Origin of the sequence: Baekduia sp., from assembly GCF_035996765.1 — a bacterium.
Lineage (GTDB): Bacteria > Actinomycetota > Thermoleophilia > Solirubrobacterales > Solirubrobacteraceae > Baekduia.
Genome location: NZ_DASYJG010000099.1, coordinates 1 through 17,409 on the forward strand (window position 1 = coordinate 1; position 17,409 = coordinate 17,409).

Annotated in this window: 17 protein-coding genes; 10 read left to right on the forward strand and 7 right to left on the reverse strand. The window is 70.6% G+C overall.

All coding sequences use genetic code 11. From position 1 onward, the window contains the following. From dnaK to VGO10_RS21270, 4 genes are all read right to left on the reverse strand, one after another. A partial coding sequence (dnaK, locus tag VGO10_RS21255; RefSeq protein ID WP_327472011.1) for a molecular chaperone DnaK occupies positions 1–1,847 on the reverse strand: 1,847 nt, incomplete at its 3' end. A 69-nt stretch (positions 1,848–1,916) separates the two neighbouring features. Beyond that, the gene (locus VGO10_RS21260; RefSeq protein WP_327472012.1) at positions 1,917–2,786 is read right to left on the reverse strand and encodes a hypothetical protein; all 870 of its coding nucleotides are present in this window, start codon (positions 2,784–2,786) and stop codon (positions 1,917–1,919) included. Then, positions 2,765–3,472 carry a DNA lyase gene (locus VGO10_RS21265; protein WP_327472013.1) on the reverse strand — a complete coding sequence of 236 codons (708 nt, stop codon included), beginning with the start codon at positions 3,470–3,472 and terminating at the stop codon, positions 2,765–2,767. The genes VGO10_RS21260 and VGO10_RS21265 overlap by 22 nt, the downstream gene beginning before the upstream one ends. Further along, positions 3,469–4,368 (reverse strand): carbohydrate kinase family protein, encoded by a 900-nt coding sequence (locus VGO10_RS21270; RefSeq protein WP_327472014.1) that lies wholly within the window; start codon positions 4,366–4,368, stop codon positions 3,469–3,471. Before VGO10_RS21270 ends, VGO10_RS21265 begins: the two co-directional genes overlap by 4 nt. 219 nt (positions 4,369–4,587) lie before the next feature. Between VGO10_RS21270 and VGO10_RS21275 the strand changes: the two genes are divergently transcribed. The 8 genes from VGO10_RS21275 (at position 4,588) to VGO10_RS21310 (ending at position 12,783) form a co-directional block, all read left to right on the forward strand. Beyond that, entirely contained in the window at positions 4,588–5,031 is a 444-nt protein-coding gene (locus tag VGO10_RS21275) for a CAP domain-containing protein (protein WP_327472015.1), read from the forward strand. Between the two features lie 19 nt (positions 5,032–5,050). Continuing rightward, positions 5,051–6,616: a hypothetical protein gene (locus VGO10_RS21280; protein WP_327472016.1), complete on the forward strand. Its 1,566-nt coding sequence runs from the start codon at positions 5,051–5,053 to the stop codon at positions 6,614–6,616. An 85-nt stretch (positions 6,617–6,701) separates the two neighbouring features. Further along, a complete protein-coding gene (locus tag VGO10_RS21285; protein ID WP_327472017.1) occupies positions 6,702–7,478 on the forward strand; it encodes a phosphatase PAP2 family protein in 777 nt (258 codons plus the stop codon). A 15-nt stretch (positions 7,479–7,493) separates the two neighbouring features. Beyond that, positions 7,494–8,102: a CDP-alcohol phosphatidyltransferase family protein gene (locus VGO10_RS21290; RefSeq protein ID WP_327472018.1), complete on the forward strand. Its 609-nt coding sequence runs from the start codon at positions 7,494–7,496 to the stop codon at positions 8,100–8,102. 161 nt (positions 8,103–8,263) lie between these two features. Beyond that, on the forward strand, positions 8,264–9,391 hold the full coding sequence (locus VGO10_RS21295) for an inositol-3-phosphate synthase (protein WP_349258977.1): 1,128 nt from the start codon (positions 8,264–8,266) through the stop codon (positions 9,389–9,391). A gap of 157 nt (positions 9,392–9,548) precedes the next feature. Then, complete coding sequence (locus VGO10_RS21300; protein WP_327472020.1) at positions 9,549–11,441, forward strand: PHP domain-containing protein; 1,893 nt, start codon at positions 9,549–9,551, stop codon at positions 11,439–11,441. 47 nt (positions 11,442–11,488) lie between these two features. Continuing rightward, positions 11,489–12,094, forward strand: a complete 606-nt coding sequence (locus VGO10_RS21305; RefSeq protein WP_327472021.1) for a uracil-DNA glycosylase family protein — start codon at positions 11,489–11,491, stop codon at positions 12,092–12,094. Continuing rightward, the gene (locus VGO10_RS21310; RefSeq protein ID WP_327472022.1) at positions 12,067–12,783 is read left to right on the forward strand and encodes a hypothetical protein; all 717 of its coding nucleotides are present in this window, start codon (positions 12,067–12,069) and stop codon (positions 12,781–12,783) included. Before VGO10_RS21305 ends, VGO10_RS21310 begins: the two co-directional genes overlap by 28 nt. 57 nt (positions 12,784–12,840) lie before the next feature. On the opposite strand, the gene VGO10_RS21315 is transcribed toward VGO10_RS21310, so the two are convergent. Continuing rightward, a complete protein-coding gene (locus tag VGO10_RS21315) occupies positions 12,841–13,188 on the reverse strand; it encodes a nuclear transport factor 2 family protein (RefSeq protein WP_327472023.1) in 348 nt (115 codons plus the stop codon). Continuing rightward, positions 13,185–14,132 carry an alcohol dehydrogenase catalytic domain-containing protein gene (locus tag VGO10_RS21320; RefSeq protein WP_327472024.1) on the reverse strand — a complete coding sequence of 316 codons (948 nt, stop codon included), beginning with the start codon at positions 14,130–14,132 and terminating at the stop codon, positions 13,185–13,187. The genes VGO10_RS21315 and VGO10_RS21320 overlap by 4 nt, the downstream gene beginning before the upstream one ends. Before the next feature lie 85 nt (positions 14,133–14,217). Here VGO10_RS21320 and VGO10_RS21325 point away from each other — a divergent pair, with 85 nt between their 5' ends. Beyond that, positions 14,218–15,693 (forward strand): MFS transporter, encoded by a 1,476-nt coding sequence (locus tag VGO10_RS21325; RefSeq protein ID WP_327472025.1) that lies wholly within the window; start codon positions 14,218–14,220, stop codon positions 15,691–15,693. Then, entirely contained in the window at positions 15,690–16,661 is a 972-nt protein-coding gene (locus VGO10_RS21330) for a M48 family metallopeptidase (protein ID WP_327472026.1), read from the forward strand. Before VGO10_RS21325 ends, VGO10_RS21330 begins: the two co-directional genes overlap by 4 nt. Before the next feature lie 244 nt (positions 16,662–16,905). On the opposite strand, the gene VGO10_RS21335 is transcribed toward VGO10_RS21330, so the two are convergent. Beyond that, on the reverse strand, positions 16,906–17,370 hold the full coding sequence (locus tag VGO10_RS21335) for a hypothetical protein (RefSeq protein WP_327472027.1): 465 nt from the start codon (positions 17,368–17,370) through the stop codon (positions 16,906–16,908). Positions 17,371–17,409: the final 39 nt, after the last annotated feature.

The following is a 17,409-nucleotide window of genomic DNA, read 5'->3' on the forward strand; positions in this document are numbered from 1 at the left end:
TCACCCTCGGCAGCCGCGCCATTGCCTGACGCGGCGGCCTGCTCCTGCGCCCGCTGGTACATCGCCTCGGAGACGGCGTGGAACGCGGTCTGCAGCGCCTCTGCCTTCTCGTTGATGACGGCGGCGTCGTCGGACTCGAGCACGTCGCGGACGTCCTTGATGGCCGCCTCGATCCGTGACTTGGAGTCCGCGTCGACCTGGTCGCCCAGCTCGGCGAGCTGGCGCTCGGCCTGGTAGGCGGCGTTCTCGGCGTTGTTACGAGCCTCGGCCAGCTCCCGGGCGCGGCGGTCCTCCTCCGCGTGGGACTCGGCGTCCGAGACCATGTTCTTGATTTCGTCCTCGGACAGGCCCGAGCCGGCCTTGATCTCGATCTTCTGCTCCTTGCTGGTGCCGAGGTCCTTGGCCGAGACGTTGAGGATTCCGTTCGCGTCGATGTCGAACGCGACCTCGACCTGGGGAATGCCTCGCGGCGCCGGCGGAATCCCCGTGAGCTGGAACTTGCCGAGCGACTTGTTGTACTGAGCCATCTCGCGCTCGCCCTGGAGCACGTGGATCTCAACCGACGGCTGGTTGTCCTCGGCCGTCGAAAAGACCTCGCCCTTGCGGGTCGGGATCGTGGTGTTGCGCTCGATCAGCTTGGTCATCACGCCGCCCTTGGTCTCGATGCCGAGGGTGAGCGGGGTGACGTCGAGCAGCAGGACGTCCTTGACGTCACCGCCGAGCACGCCAGCCTGGATCGCGGCGCCAACGGCCACGACCTCGTCGGGGTTCACACCGCGGTGCGGCTCCTGACCGGTGAGGTCCTTGACCTTCTCCTGCACGGCCGGGTTGCGCGTCATGCCGCCGACCAAGACCACGTGGTCGATCTTGTCGGCGCCCTTGGCCTTCGCGTCATCCAGCGCCTGGCGGACCGGCGCGACGACGCGATCCAGCAGCGTCGCGGTCAGCTCGTTGAACTTCGCGCGGGTGATGCGAACGTCGAGGTGCTTGGGGCCCGAGCCGTCAGCCGTGATGAACGGCAGGTTGATCTGGGACTCCTGCGCGGTGGACAGCTCGATCTTGGCCTTCTCAGCCGCCTCGTAAAGCCGCTGCAGCGCCATGGGATCCTGCGTGAGGTCGATGGCCTGGTCCTTCTTGAACTCGCCGGCGAGCCAGTCGACGATGGCCTTGTCCCAGTTGTCGCCGCCCAGGTGGTTGTCACCCGCGGTCGACTTGACCTCAAAGACGCCATCGCCGATCTCCAGCACCGACACGTCGAACGTGCCGCCGCCGAGGTCGAAGACGAGGATCGTCTGGTCGGTGTCCTTGTCGAGGCCGTAGGCCAGCGAGGCGGCCGTCGGCTCGTTGATGATGCGCTTGACGTCGAGGCCGGCGATCTTGCCGGCGTCCTTGGTCGCCTGGCGCTGGTCGTCGTTGAAGTACGCCGGGACCGTGATGACGGCGCCGTCGACGGACTCGCCGAGGTAGGCCTCAGCGTCGGCCTTGAGCTTGGCGAGGATCATCGCGCTGATCTCCGGCGGGCTGTACTGCTTGCCGCCGGCGTCGATGCGCGCGTCGCCGTTGGGGCCGGAGACGACCTTGTACGGGACGATCGACTCCTCCTCGCGCACCTCGGCCTCCTTGCGGCCCATGAAGCGCTTGACGGAGAAGACGGTGTTCTGCGGGTTGGTGACGGCCTGGCGCTTGGCGACGGTGCCGACGAGGCGCTCACCGCTCTGTGCGAAGGCGACGACCGAGGGGGTGGTGCGACCGCCTTCAGCGTTCTCGATGACGGTCGGCTCGCCGCCCTCGAGGACGGCCATGCACGAGTTCGTCGTGCCGAGGTCGATGCCGATGGTCTTGCCCATGTGGGGAGTGGCTCCTTTTCTGCCTACTACGAGTAGCGATCGAAAATCTTAGCCACACTGTAGTAGATCTCAGAGCGCGGCGAGGCGCCGCTGGACAGCGGCGCCGTAGCGCGCGAGCCGCGCGGCGTCGCCGGCGAAGAAGAGCGAGGGCTCGGTGAGCTCGAGCTCCAGCAGCAGCGGGGCGCCGCCGGCGTCCTCGACGAGGTCGACGCGCGCGTAGAGCGGCGACCCGGTGCCGAGCCGCTGCGCGACGTCCTCGAGGATCCGCTGCGCCACCGCCAGCTCGGCGGCGCTCGGCGTCCGCGGCGCGATCGTCTCCGCAGCGAAGACCTCGGAGGTTGGCTCGGCGCCCGGGCGCAGCAGCGGGCCCTTGTGGATCGCGTGCGAGAAGGCGCCGTCGAAGAACAGCAGCGCGGTCTCGCCGCGCGCGTCGACCGAGGCGACGTAGGGCTGGACCATCGCCGTGCGCCCGCCGGCGTGGATCGCCGCGACCAGCGCGGCGGCGCGCTCGCCCTCGTCGGCGGTGAAGCGTGCGGTGTCGCGTGAGCCGGCGCTGACCGTCGGCTTGACCACGTACTCGCCCGCGGGCGCCGTGAACAGCTCGCCGGGGGCGACCAAAGTCGTCGGCACAACCGGCAGCCCGGCTGCGGCCAGCTCGTGCAGGTAGCGCTTGTCGGTGTTCCAGGCCAACACGCCGGGCGGGTTGACCAGCCGCTCGCCGATCCCGCGCGCCCAGGCCAGGAAGGCGTCGCGGCGCTCCTGGTAGTCCCAGGTCGAGCGCACGACGACGAGGTCGAACGCGGCCCAATCGACCGCCGGGTCGTCCCAGATCGCGAACGTCACGTCGCCGTCGATCGCCGCGGGCAGCCCGGCGTCATCGGCGTCCCCGTCCGGGAAGAACGAGCAGGTGGCAAGGGCTACGCGCGCCGTTCCGGACATGACGATCGCAAGATGCAAGTGCTACATGATGGCCGCTGCGCGTGGCAGGTCCGCCGACCGTGGCGCAGCAAGTTGACGTGGAACTCGAGCTCGGCGCCCGGCGGTGTCAGTGCCAGCATCTCGTCGTGAAGCTCCTCGAACGGCGCGCCCGGACGCAGCAGGTGCAGGCGCATGGCGACGCGCGAGACGTGCGTGTCGACCGGCACGTCGCGCAACCCATAGGAGAACAACAAGACACACGCCGCGGTCTTGCGTCCTACACCGGGCAGGGCGCAGAGGAAGTCGCGCGACTCCGCGACCGGCGCGTCGCGCATCCATCCCAGATCAAGGCCATCAACACGGTTGGCCTCCTCGATCGCGACCAAGATGTCGTGGATCCGCTGGGACTTCACCTTGGAGATCCCGCCCGGCCGGATCGCCTCCTCGACCTCGGCGACCGGCGCGTCGCGCACCGCGTCCCAGGTGTCGAAGCGGTCGCGCAATCGCAGAAACGCCACGTCGCGGTTGCGGTCGTTGGTCGACTGCGACAGGACGGTCAGGACCAACTCGGCCAGCGGGTCCTCGTGCGGCGGCGCGATCGGGACGCCGTAGACGTCGCGCAGCTTGTCGCGCAGCCGTGCCGTGCGGGCGCGTGTCGGCACGTGCCACGTGTCACGCGGGATGGTCGCAAGCTTCTCGGTGCTCAAGAAAGCGCCCCGTAGCGCTCGACCGCCCGTGCCCCCTCGGCGACCGCGTCGGGCAGCATCGCCGCCAGGGCCGCGGGGTAAAAGCCGGTGCGCGCCAAGGCCGCCAGCAGGACGCCGGTGACCGCGTCGCCGGCGCCGGTCGCGTCGACCGGCCGCGCCGGCACGCCCGGCACCGTCCGGTCCAAGCCACCGCCGCGCAGCAGCGCGCCGTCGGCGCCGCGCGTGACGACGACGTGCTGCGCACCGGCGGCCAGCAGCGACGCTGCCGCGTGCTCGAGCTCCAACTCGCCGGTCAGCGCCAGCGCCTCGTCCTCGTTGCACTTGACCAAGAAGGCGCCTTCGACGCACGGCCCGACGATCTCGACGGCGGCCGACCGCGAACGCCAGCGCTCCAGCCGCAGGTTGGGGTCGACGATCACGGGCTTGCCGGTGGCCAGCGCGCGGCTGCGGGCGGCGAGCGTCGCCGCGCGCTCGTCCTCGCCGACCAGCGTGTTGGAGGAGAAGAAGAGCGCGTCGCATGCGTCGACGGCCTCCAGCAAGCGATCTCCCAGTCCGGTGATCGCCGCCCGCAGCCCGTCGCCGTAGATCGCAAACGACGGCTGGGCCTCGGCGTCGAGCGTGACGAACGCGACCGGCGTGGCGATCTCGTCGCGGCGGTCAAACCAGGTGAGGTCGACGCCCTCGGCCGCGAGGCGCTCCTGCAGCCACGTGCCCCACGCGTCGGTCCCCACACCGCCGGCCAACGCGACGTCGGCACCCCGCCGCGCCGCCGTCACGGCCACGTTGGCGATCGCGCCGCCGAAGCGCGGCACGAAAGCCTCGGCTTCCGAGATCGAGGCCACCGGGCGCTCGCAGACCAGGTCGACGAGCGCCTCTCCCACGCAGAGGATCCGCATCCGCGCCCCAGCGTACCCACGGTTCGCACGGTTGGCGCGTTGCAGGGCTTCACGGCTTGGACACGAGGTCGATCTGAGTGTGTGGATAGGGTCCCCGGCTCCGGCAGGGGATGTCCTCCACGTCCCGAACCCGGAAGGGCCGTCGTTCAGCGGCCGTGGATGTTCGCCGGGCATGGACAAGCCCGATCCCCGAATCCGATCACCCGGACCAGGAGACCCATGCCCATGCCCGTCGCCGCACCCCCGCCCGCCTACGCCGCCTCCTCGGCCGCCGAGATCGCGATCGTCCGCGAGATCAACCGCATCCGCCGCGCGCATCGCCTGCCCACGGTCAAGCTGACCGCGCCGCTGGCGCGTGTCGCCCGCCGCCACTCGTCGCTGATGCTCAAGTACAACGCCTTGAGCCACTCGTCCTTCGACGGCTCCACCTTCTCCACGCGCCTCCAACGCGCCGGCAAGCGCCGCCAGTACGGCGAGACGCTGGCCTGGGCGCCCACCGGCGCCGGCGTGAACGCCAAGTCCCTGCTCCGGCTCTGGCTCAACTCCGCCCCGCACCGCCACGTGCTGATGAACGGCCGCCTGCGCCGCGTCGGCGTCGGCCGCGTCTACGGCACGCTGGGCGCGCAGCGCGGCAACGCGATCACCGCGGACTTCAGCTCCTAGGTCGTACGCTCGGCGGCGCTTGACGCGCCGCCGCACAATTCCAGCGTGGCTGGTCGCCGCCGTCCTGGCGGCGGTCTACCTGATCGTCGACCCGCCGAGCGCCGACCTCGCGGCCCAGACCTATCGGACGTGGCTCTTCGAGCACCACGGCTTCGTGCTGTGGGACAACGGCTGGTACGGCGGCCATCACAACCCGGCGTACTCGATCCTCTTTCCGCCGCTGGCGGCGCTGACCTCGCCGCAGCTGGTGGGCGCGGTCGCGGCGGTCGTCTCGGCGTGGGCGTTCGAGCGGCTCGTCGCGGAAAAGCCGGGCGGCCGGCCGGCGGCGTATTGGTTTGCCATTGCGACGCAGGTCTCGCTGGTCACCGGCCGGCTGACCTTCGCGCTCGGCGTCGCCTTTGCGCTCCTCGCGGTCCTCGCGCTGGCCCGTGGGCGGCTGTGGTGGTGCGCGATCGCAGGTGCCGGCGCCGCGCTGGCCAGCCCGGTCGCCGCGGCGTTCCTGGCCCTCGCGCTGCTCGCCTGGGGGATTCCGCGGCGGCGCACCGTCGCCACGGCCGCCCTGCTGGCCGCGACCCTGGCGCCCGCGCTCCTGCTGTCGGTCCTCTTCCCCGAAGGCGGCAGCTTTCCGTTCGTCGCCAGCGCGTTCTGGCCGACGCTGGCCGGCACGCTGCTGGTCATCGCGGTGCTGTGGCGCTCGGCCGCGCCGGGGCTGCGGATCGGGCTTGGCCTCTACGCGGTGCTGCTCGTGATCAGCGCCGCGCTGAGCACGCCGATGGGCGGCAATGCCGTGCGCCTCGGTGCGCTCTTCGCCGGGCCGCTGGCGGCGCTGACCCTGTGGCCCGACCGCCGGCGTGCGCTCTTTCTGCTCCTGCTTCCGCTGCTGTACTGGCAGTGGTCATCGCCGGTCGACGACGTGGTGCGCGCCAGCGGCGACGCCTCGGTCCACGCCTCCTACTACGACGGGATGCTCGCCTTCCTGCACGGCCGCCAGGCGGCCGAGGGTCCGTTCCGGATCGAGATCCCATTCACCGACAACCACTGGGAGTCGGCGCGGGTCGCACCGACCGTGCCGCTGGCGCGCGGCTGGGAGCGCCAGCTGGATCGCAAGGTCAACCCGCTCTTCTACGACGGCCGGCGACTCACCGGGCAGCGCTATCTGAACTGGCTGCACGCCAACGCCGTGCGCTACGTCGCGCTCGCCGACGCTCCGATCGATTACTCCGCCGCCGCCGAGGCCAAGCGCGTTCGCAACGGCGACGTGCCCGGGCTGCGCGAGGTCTTCCACGACGCGCACTGGCGCGTCTTCGCCGTGCCTAACCCGACGCCGCTGGCCACCGGCGCACGCGTCGTCGCGCTCGGCCACGACAGCGTCGACCTCGACGTCCCGCGCGCGGGACGCGTCCACCTCAAGGTGCGCTTCACCCCCTACTGGAAGATCACGCGCGGGGCCGGCTGCGTGATGCCCGATGGCGCGGTGGACACGGCATCGACGGCCATCGACGCCCGCCGGCCCGGCCGCATCCGGCTGTCGACCCGCTTCTCGCTGCGCCGCATCCGCGCCACCTCAGCGCGCTGCAGCGGGTGAGCGCCGCCGTGCCCGGTTAGGGGCTGTTAGGTGCGGCCAGCTCTACTGCGTGCCGCGGTATCAGGTCGATAACATCGCCCGTTCCATGCCGGTCGGTCTCACACGACTCATGGGGAAGGTCTTCCCACACGGTCCGCTCGACGTCTTGCGCCAGATCGCGCTCTTCGCGTCGGCGTACTACGCCTACCGGCTCACGCGCGGCGCGATCGATGATCCCCAGGGCGCGACGACGGCCTTCCAGCACGCGCGGCACCTGATCAACATCGAGCAGGCCACCGGGCTCTTCATTGAGCCGACCGTCCAGTCGTGGACCAGCGGCTGGGGCTTTGCCACCGATGTCGCCAGCTGGATCTACATCAACGCGCAGACCACGATCTGCCTGGCCGCGTTGATCTACATCTACCTGTTCCACAACGAGCGCTTCTACTTCGTGCGCAACATGTTCATCGTCGCGATGGGCATCGCGCTGGTCGGCTACCTGATCTACCCGGTCGCCCCGCCGCGCTTCTTCCCGGAGCTCGGCTTCCAGGACACCGTCTCGAACTTCACCGGCGTCGACCACAACGACGTCAAGGTCAACGCGCTCTTCAACCCCTACGCCGCCGTCCCGTCGATGCACTGCTGCAACGCGCTGCTGATCGGGTGGTCGCTGGCGCAGATGTGCACGTGGCGTCCGGCCAAGCTCTTCTGGGCCGTCTACCCCCTGATCCTCTTCTGGGTGGTCGTCTCCACGGGCAACCACTGGGTGCTCGACGCCGTGCTCGGCGCAGCGACCGCGGCCGTGAGCTTCTACGCTGCGCGGTGGCTCGCGCAGAAGCGCCCTGAAGCGTGGGCCTTCTCGCCCGCCAAAGCCACGGCTTAGAACCGCTCCCTCCACATGTCCACGTCACCCTCTTCGCGCGAGCGCCGCGAGCTCGTGCGCAACCGGCTCATCGAGTCGCGCCTCACGCCCAATGCGATCTCGCTGACCGGCTTCGCGCTCTGCGTCATCGCCGCCGTGCTCGTCGCCGAGCGCCTCTTCTTCCTCGCCGGTGTGGTCTTCATCGTCGGCTCGGTCTGCGACACGCTCGACGGTCGCTACTCGCGGATGTCGGGCAAGGGCTCGCCGTTCGGCGCGTTCCTGGACTCGACGCTGGACCGGATCGAGGAGGGCGTCGTCCTCACGACGGTCGCCGCGTACTTCGCCTCGCGCCACATGGAGTTCGCCGTCGCGGCCTGCGTCGTCGCCGTCCTGGCGTCCTTGATGGTGTCCTACACGCGGGCCCGGGCCGAGGCGCTCGGCGTCGAGTGCAAGGTCGGCATCGCGACCCGCGCCGTGCGGGTCGTCATCCTCAGCATCGGCCTGCTGTTCGCCAAAGGCGCCGGTCTGGCAGACTTCGAGCTGCTGGCGCCCGCTGTGTACGTCCTCGCGGGGCTCAGCACCATCACCGTCCTGCAGCGCATCTTCCACGTCCGGAAGGCCCTGACGGAGCCCGCGCCGCTGTAACCGCGACGCGACGGCGGGATAGTTGATCCCGAGACTTCGAGAAAGGCAACTCCCCCTTGAGCACCATCGGCACCAACGGCATCACGGCCCCCAAGAAGACGGCGGCCGCTCCGGCGACCAACGGCTCGGCGCGCTACCAGCGCGACAAGGTCCGCGTCGCGATCATCGGCGTGGGCAACTGCGCGAACTCCCTCGTCCAGGGCGTCTACCACTACGCCGACGACAAGAACAACGAGACCATCCCCGGTCTCATGCACAACGACCTCGGCGGCTACCACCCGCGCGACATCGAGTTCACGTGCGCCTTCGACATCAACAAGACGAAGGTCGGCAAGGACCTCGCGCAGGCCATCTGGGCCGCGCCGAACGACACGATCAAGTTCACCAACAAGGTCCCCAAGAAGCTCGGTGTCCCCGTCTACCGCGGGATGACGCACGACGGCCTCGGCAAGTACCTGTCGCAGAAGATCACCAAGGCTCCGGGCGAGACGGCCGACATCGTCTCGATCCTCAAGGAGACGCGCACCGACGTCGTCGTGTCCTACCTCCCGGTGGGCTCCGAGCAGGCGACCAAGTGGTACGTCGAGCAGATCCTCGAGGCCGGCTGCGGCTTCGTGAACTGCATCCCGGTCTTCATCGCCCGCGAGGACTACTGGGACAAGCGCTTCAAGAAGGCCGGTCTCCCGATCATCGGCGACGACATCAAGTCGCAGGTCGGTGCCACGATCACGCACCGCGTGCTGGCCCGTCTGTTCCACGAGCGCGGCGTCAAGCTCAAGCGCACGTCGCAGCTCAACGTCGGCGGCAACATGGACTTCTTCAACATGCTCGAGCGTGAGCGCCTGGAGTCCAAGAAGATCTCCAAGACCAACGCCGTCACCTCGGTCGCCGGTCTGGACATCCCCGCCGACGACGTCCATGTCGGCCCGTCGGACTACGTGCCGTGGCTCACCGACCGCAAGTGGGCCCACATCCGCCTCGAGGGCGAGGCGTTCGGCGGCGTGCCGCTGACGGCCGAGCTCAAGCTCGAGGTCTGGGACTCGCCGAACTCCGCCGGCATCGTGATCGACGCGGTGCGGTTGGCCAAGCTGGCGCTCAACAACGGCGTCGGCGGCCAGCTCGACGGCCCGTCGTCCTACCTGATGAAGTCACCGCACAACCAGGTGCCCGACGACATCGCGCGCGACAACACCGAGAAGTTCATCGCCAAGTACCACCGCGGCAAGTCGCTGACCTCGCCCAAGGGCGCGGCCAAGCCGGCGCGCAAGCGCGCGGCCGCCAAGGCCTAGCGCCACCGCCCGGTGGGGTGGGCCTGCCTGACGCGATCTGCTCGCGCTCAACAGGCCCACCCCGACCCGGATGAGCATCTCGGAGCGGGTGAGCCCGTACGACGCGGCGTGATCGCGCTCAACAGGCCCACCCTCGCTGCTGGCCTATGCTGAGCCGGTGGATCCGCTGTCCATCGTCCAGGTCTCTCCCTATCCCTGGGAGGACCGGCACGAGGTGAACACCTACGTCGCCCGGCTGAGCGAGGAGCTCGCCGGTCGCGGCCATCGCGTCGTCGTCGCCGCGCCGTCGCGCGACGAGGAGGCGGTCAGGACGGCGCGCCGCGCGATCCGGAGCGGGGACGTGCTCGGCGAGCCCGGCGAGGTACGGGTCCTGGCGGTCGGCGAGGTGCTGCCGGTCGGCGGCGGCGCGAGCAACGGCGAGGGTGCCGGGCGGCGGCGGCCTGCGGTTCCGATCGACGTCGCCCGCACGGTCGAGGAGTTGCTGACCGCCGCGCCCTTCGACATCTGCCACGTCCACGAGCCGTTCGCGCCGTCGGTGGCCTCGGTCGCGCTGCGCCACTCGCGCGCGCTGAACGTCGGGACCTTCCACGCGCCCGCCGAGCGGGTCGTGGCCACGCAGGTCGCGCGCAAGCTCGTCACGCTCGTCTTCGGCCGCCTCGACGCCCGCCACGCCGCGTTCGGCGCGACCGCAGACCTCATGCAGCGCTTCTTCCCGGCGGCCTACGAGCTCGCTCCGCCCGGCACCGGCACGCCGCCCGAGCACGTGCAGCGCGCGCCCGACGCGCCCGTGCGGATCGCGTTCGTCGACGTCGAGGAGCGCCAGGCGCTGCGGGTGTTCCTGCGCGCGCTGCGCCGCCTCGATCTCGACCTGCCGTGGGAGGCGACGGTCGTCAGCGCCCAGGGTCCCTCGTCCTCGACGCCGCTACGCGCCGAGCTGCGCGAGCGTGTGCGCTTCGCCACCGACGGCGAGGACGAGGCGGTCGCCCACGCCGACATCCTCGTCGCCGCTTCCGCAGGCCCCCGCCCCGCCCCCGCGCTGGTCATGCGCGCGATCGCCGCAGGCGCGATCCCGGTCCTCTCGCGGCTGCCGGTCTACGAGGAGCTCGCCGATGGAGACGGCCTGCTCTTCGAGCCGGCCGACACCGAGGTGCTCGCCGGCCAGTTGCGCCGGCTGATCACCGACCCGGCGCTGCGCGCGCGGCTGCGCGACGGGGCGCCGACCGCGCGCTCGTGGTCGGCGCTGGCCGACGAGGTCGAGGCCTCGTATAGAGGAGTCGTGGCCCGCCGCCACGATCCGACCGGCGACCCCGAGCTGTGGGCCTCGATGGCCAACCGCAAGCTCATCGACGTCGACCTGCACATGCACACCGACCACAGCGGCGACTGCGCCACGCCGGTCGAGCATCTGCTGGCCACGGCGCGTGAGCAGGGTCTCGGCGCGATCGCCGTCACCGACCACAACGAGGTCTCCGGCGCCTTCGAGGCCGCCGAGAAGGCCGCGGAGTTCGGGGTCAAGATCATCATCGCCGAGGAGGTCAAGACCGCGGCGCAGGGCGAGGTGATCGGTCTCTTCCTGAAGGAGAAGATCCCGCGCGGCCTGACGCTCGAGGAGACCGTCGCCGAGATCAAGCGCCAGGGCGGGCTGGTCTACGTGCCGCACCCGTTTGACCGCATGCACGCGGTCCCCGACTACGAGCATCTGCTCAAGATCCTCGACGACGTCGACGCGATCGAGGTCTACAACCCGCGCGTCGCGATCGGCTCCTTCAACGAGGAGGCCGAGCGCTTCGCGGCCAAGTACCAGATCGTGCGCGGCGCGGGTAGCGACTCGCACGTGGCCGCGGGCCTCGGCTCGGTGCGCATTCGCATGCGCGACTTCGACGGCCCGCAGGAGTTCCTGGAGTCGCTGCGCCATGCGGAGATCTCGACGAAGTCGGGCACGCTGCTCTACGTCCAGGCGCTGAAGTTCCTGGAGACGAAGGCCACGCCGAGGGCCGCGCGGCGTGCGCGTCGCGACCGTCGTATTCGTCGAGCGGCGCGCAAGGGCTGATGCAGCCGCAGGGGCCGACTCCGGGACCGTCGAATCTCGGATCGTCCATGCCAGCGACTGACGACGAGATCCGTGAGAAGTACCTCGAGCGCGCCATCCGCGAGCTCAACAGCCTGACCCGGGAGTTGCAGGACTGCGACTCCTGTCCGCGCGGCGGGATCATGCCCGTGCTCGGCTCGGGGCATCCCCAGGCTGACGTCTTCCTGCTCAAGCACGCGCCGATGCCCTCAGAGGTCGAGGAGGGCGTCGCCTTCTACGGACGGTCCGGCACGGCGCTGATGAAGGCGCTCAAGCGGCTGCAGGTCGATCCGCTCGCGGTCTACGGCACGCTCTGCGTGAAGTGCCCGGTCGGCGACCCGTCGCTGGCCGACCCCGCGTGCATGGCGCGCGTCGTCGAGGAGCTGGCGATCGTGCAGCCCAAGGTCGTCGTCGTGATGGGCGAGGACGCGCTGACCGCGCTCAACGACCTCGACGTCCCGCTGGCCAAGCCGCTGGAGTATGTCCCCGGCGCCCGCCAGCAGCTCACGGCGTCGATCGACGCGATCGTGACGCCGAACATCGACGAGTGCCTCGACGAGGAGGACGCCAAGCGCGCCTTCTGGTCTGCCTTCCGGGTCCTGGGCGAGTGGTACGCGGACCTGCCGCCGTACTAGCCCTGCTGGCGGCGGCGCAGGCCTATTTCCTCGCCGCTCCTGCGCTGCCGGTCATCGGGGACGTCGACACGTCGATCCTCGTGGCCTGCACGGTCGGCTCGGCGTTCATCTTCATCTGCATCGCGTGCGTGATCCCGGTGACGGACTCGCCGCCGTTGTTGATGGTGCTGACCATCGGTGCGTTCGGGCTGGTCGCGGGCTTCAACGTCGCGAACTTCGGCGCGGCGGCGACGCCGATCGAGGCGATCGCCTACGCGGCCTTCGGCGGGATCTTCGCGGTCGGCCTGCTGGCGCCGTCGCTGGCGCTGGCGCTGCCGGTCTTCGTCGCCGCGATCGATGTGATCTCGACCTTCGCGGGCGGGCCGAGCGAGATCTTGGCCAACGCCGGCCAGACCCAGCCGGGCGACCCGCTGTCGCTGGAGATGCCCGACTGGGGCAACGGGCTGCCGGCCGGCCGGCTGGGGATCTCCGACGTCGTCTTCGCCGGCGTCTTCTTGGTCTTCGCGCGCCGCTATGACCTGCGGCCGCGGGCAACCGCGGTGGCGCTGTGGCTAGCGACCGTCTTGGCGATCGTGCTGAAGGTCGCGCTGGATACGGCGATCCCGGTGCTGCCGCTGCTGGCGGCGGCGTACTTCTTGGTCAACGCCGATCGCCTGCCGGCCTTGCTGCGGCAAGCGAACGCCAGCTAGGGCGATCGGGCGGACAAGCTGCCGGCGCTGCTGCGCGCGGCGAACGCGTAGACGTTTCTAGCGCCGGTCGGCGATGCGCCCGAGCGCGCCCTCGCGGGTGTAGATCTCGGTCCCGGAGGCGATGTGGCCGTCCTGCAGCTCGTAGATGCCCCCGCAGTACCAGACCTCGCCGGCGTCGTCGATGACCGCGTAGACCGAGACGTGCTTGCCCTCGCTGATGACGCGGCGCACGTCGACGCGTGTGCGGCCGCCGTGCAGGCGGTGCGCGGTGATGTAGTCGATCGCGCGGTCGAAGCGGTCGTCGGTGTGCGGCCAGCGGATGACGGCGTGCTCGTGCAACTGGGCTTGGGCGGCCGGCCAGTCCTCCTTGCGGATGGCGCGCCAGAGGCGCTCGACGGCGTTCACGAGCCCATCGTCAGGACGATCTTGCCGAGCTTGCCGCCGGCGGCGAAGCGCCCGTAGGCGGCGGGCGCGTCTTCGAGCGCGTAGGTCTCGGCGATGGGGACCGAGATCACGCCGCGCCGGACCAGTGGCAGGACGTGGCGCTCGACCTCGCGGGCGACCAGCGCCTTGTCCTCGAACGACCGGCCGCGCAGCATCGAGGCGCTGATCCGACCGCGCTTGCCCATCAGCGCGCCGAGGTTCAGCTCACCCTTCGCGCCGCCGGCGATGCCGATGACGACGATCCGCCCGAGCGTGTTGAGCGCCTTGACGTTGGCGGGGAGGTTGGGCGCGCCGACGAGCTCGAGGATGACGTCGAAGGGTCCGTGGTCGGCGAAGTCCTCGGCGCCGATGACGGTGTGGGCGCCGAGCGCGGCGCAGGCCGCGTGGTGATCGGGGTTGCGGACGCTGGCGACGACCTCGGCGCCCGTCGCAGCGCCGAGCTGGATCGCAGCCGTCCCGACCCCTCCGGCCGCGCCGTGGATCAGCAGGCGCTCGCCGGACTGGAGGCCGCCCTGCGTGAAGAGGGCGTCGCGGGCGGTGGTGAAGACCTCGCTGAAGCCGCCGGCCTGCGGCCAGTCGAGCTCGTCGGGGACCGGCATGAGCAGCCGTTCGTGAACGACGAGCCGCTCACCCTGGCCGCCGCCGCCGACGAAGCCCATGACGCGGTCGCCTTGTTCGAAACGGGTCGCGCCTTCCCCGACCGCCGCGACCTCACCGGCGACGTCGAGCCCCGGAATGTCCTGCGGCCAGCCGGGCGGCGCCGGGTAGAGGCCGCGCTTCTGCATCATGTCGGCGCCGTTCAGCGCCGCGGCCCGGACCGCGATCAGCACCTCGCCGTGGCCGGGCGTGGGCTCGGGATGGTCTTCGACGACGATCTCGCCGTCGCGGACGGTCGCGGCGCGCATGCACGGCAACCTACCCAACGGCGGCGCGCCGTCGTTACCTCCGAGGGAATCGACCGGACGCCGCCGCGGCGGGAGATTGGTGGACATGACCGCTCTCCCCCTTCGCACCCAAGCCCCGAGCCGAGCCGCGCTGGCCGTCCTGCTCACCGGGACGTTCATGGCCAGCCTCGACACGGCGATCGTCAACGTCGCCGGGCCGGCGATCCAGTCCGACGTCGGCGTCTCGGGCGCCGCCTTGCAGCTGGTGATCTCGGGCTACGCGCTCGCTTACGCCGCGCTGCTGATCACCGGCGCGCGGTTGGGCGACGATCACGGCCATCGGCGGCTGTTCCTGTCGGGACTCGCCGGATTCACGGTGATGTCCTTGCTCGCCGGGCTGGCGTGGACGACGCCCGTGCTGATCGTCGCGCGCATCGGCCAAGGGGTCGCCGCCGCGGCGATGGGCCCGCAGGTGATGACGGTGATCCAGCTCCAATATGACGGTGCGGCGCGGATGAAGGCCATGGCCTTGCTTGCGACGGTCGTGAGCGCGGGGGTCGTCGTCGGACAGGTCCTTGGTGGGGCGCTGGTCGATCTTGATGTCCTTGGTGCCTCCTGGCGGCCGGTGTTCCTCATCAACGTGCCGGTCGGCCTCGCGCTGCTGGCGATCGGACCGCGGCTGCTGCCGGTCACGCGACGGCCGTCGGGCCGCCGAATGGATTGGCTCGGCGTCGCACTGCTGACCGACACCATCACCTTGGTCATGGTCCCGCTGGTCTTCGGCCATCAGGTCGATTGGGCGTGGTGGACGTGGGCGTCGTTGGCTGCGGCGATCCCGACGGCGATGGTGTTGGCCTTGCACATGCGCCGTCTGCGGGCGCAGGGCGGCACGCCGGTCGCGGATGTTCGACTGCTGGCGGCGCCGCGCTTCGGCCTCGGCATGGCCAGCACGACCGCGATCATGATCGCCTACGGCGGCTTCCTGTTCACCTTGACGCTGCACCTCCAGCAGGGGCTGGGCGACAGCCCGCTGCGCGCCGGGTTGACGTTCGCGCCCTACGCGGTCGGCTTCGCGATCACGAGCCTCACGGTGCCGACGCTGGCGCCGGCGATCGGGCGGCGCTTGGCGCCCTTGGGCCTCGCGCTGTCGGCCCTGGGCTACCTCGGGCTGGGCGCGGTGACCGGCGGCGGGACGTGGAGCGACGCCGAGGCGCTGCCGCTGCTCGCGTTGGCGGGCGCCGGGTTCGGTGCGGGCTACAGCCAGGTGATCACGCGCTCGATCGCGGGCGTCGCACCCGAGCAGGCCCATGACGCCAGCGGGCTCTTCAACACCATCAACATGCTCGGCTTCGCGCTCGGTGTCGCGACGCTGGGCAGCGTGTTCCTCTCGGCCGTCGGCGCGCCGACCGCGGCGGAGACCGGCAGCGCGTTCGAGCTCGTGGCGGTCGGCTGCGGCGCGCTGAGCCTGGCGGGCGTGGGCTTCGTGCTCGCGCTGGCACGCGCGGAGGCGGCAGTTGCTTCCGCCACACTGGTCAACGGTGCAGCGCAGCCGACGGAGGCGCCTGGCACCATCGCCGCGTGACGCTTCCCGTCGACGGCTACCAGCTCAAGGACATCTCGCCGCGCGCCTTCGAGCACCCGGCCGATCGCGCGGCCACCGCGGCGCTCGCGTCGATCCCGGGGCTCGATCAGGTGGTGCGCAAGCTGATCGAGCTGGGGTATGAGCGGGCGCTGCGCGCGTACTACCTCGGCTCGTCAGTGCGCCTCGGGCCCGCGCAGCTGCCCGAGACGTGGAACCTGCACAACCAGGTCTTCCGGACCCTGGATCTCGACGACGCGCCGGAGCTGTACATCACGCAGATCCCAGTGGCCAACGCCAGCACGATCGGCGCGGGGCGGCCGATCGTGGTGGTCAACTCCGAGTTGGTGCGGCTGCTGCGCCCCGAGGAGCGCCGCGCGGTCCTGGCCCATGAGGCCGGCCACGTCCTCGCCGACCACGTCCTCTACTTCACGGCGCTCACGATCCTGCTGCGGATGGGCACCTCGATCCGCGTGCCGATCATCGCGGGCCTGCCGCTGATGGCGGTCCGCACCGCGCTGCTGGAGTGGTCGCGCGCGGCCGAGCTCTCCTGCGACCGCGCCGCGGCGCTCGTGACCCGCGACCCCGAGGTCGTCTGCCGGACGCTCATGGTCCTCGCCGCGGGCGCCGAGGCCGACGAGCTCGACCTCTCGCAGTTCATGGCCCAGGCCCACGATTACGACAGCGGCGGCACCGGGCTGGAGCGGCTGTCACGGATGTTCATCGATCTCAACATCACCCACCCGATGCCGGTGCGCCGTGCCCAAGAGCTCATGGCGTGGGTGCGCTCGGGCGAGTACGACCGCATCGTCGGCGGCGAGTACCTCCGCCGCGGCGAGGAGGCCGGCGTGCGCGACGAGGCCGGCGACGCGGCCGAGCACTACGCCGATCGCTTCCGCAGCGCGTTTCGCGACGCGGGCGAGGCGGTGGGCTCGGCGACCGAGCAGCTCGCGGACTGGCTGCGCAAGTAGCCGGCTGCTAGGGCGGCTCAGGCAGCATCATCGCTGGGCATGGCCTCGCGAAACGTCGGCTTCGTCGGCGTCCTTTTCGTGAGCCCCTGCCTCCTTCGCCGCCTGCCGCGCTGCGCGCCGGCGCTCGATGAACTTCACCCAGGGCCAGATGACCTCCGGATGCCCGAGGCCCGGAGGCGGAGGTCCAGGAGGCGGTGGAAGCGTCGACTTGGGTTCCATTGCTGTCATAATACAGCCTCGTCTGTCATAAGATGCCCTTGAGCGCGACTGCCCAGAGCACCAGTTCGAGCGCAAGCGCCGCGGCCGAGCTGGTGAACAATGGATAGAGACGAGCGATCACGAGCTCGTTCTCGCGCCAGAGCTCCTCGAGCCAATACGCCGCTCGGCGATGGATCTCTTCTTCGTCCTCTTCGCAGGCGTGCAAGCTCTCGTAGAGCAGTGAGCCTGCGAGCGAGAACTGCAATCCGCGCCAGGGCAGCAGGACGAAGAGCGCGGCACACAGCGAGATCCCGAAGCATGCGATCGCCAGGCGACCCGGGAGCGCAAGCGCACCATGCTGGATCGCAGCGGCCCCTAGGAACGACGTCGTCAACGCTTCGGCGGCCAGCAGGGTCCCTGTACGGCCGCGAAGCTCGTTGAGCGCCGCCTCCTGCTGACCAAGCGCGTGCACAGCACTCTGGTAGGCGATCTCGGCGAGCAGGCGCGGCACGCCGCCAGCGTCTCACCCACCGGCACACACCCAAGCGAT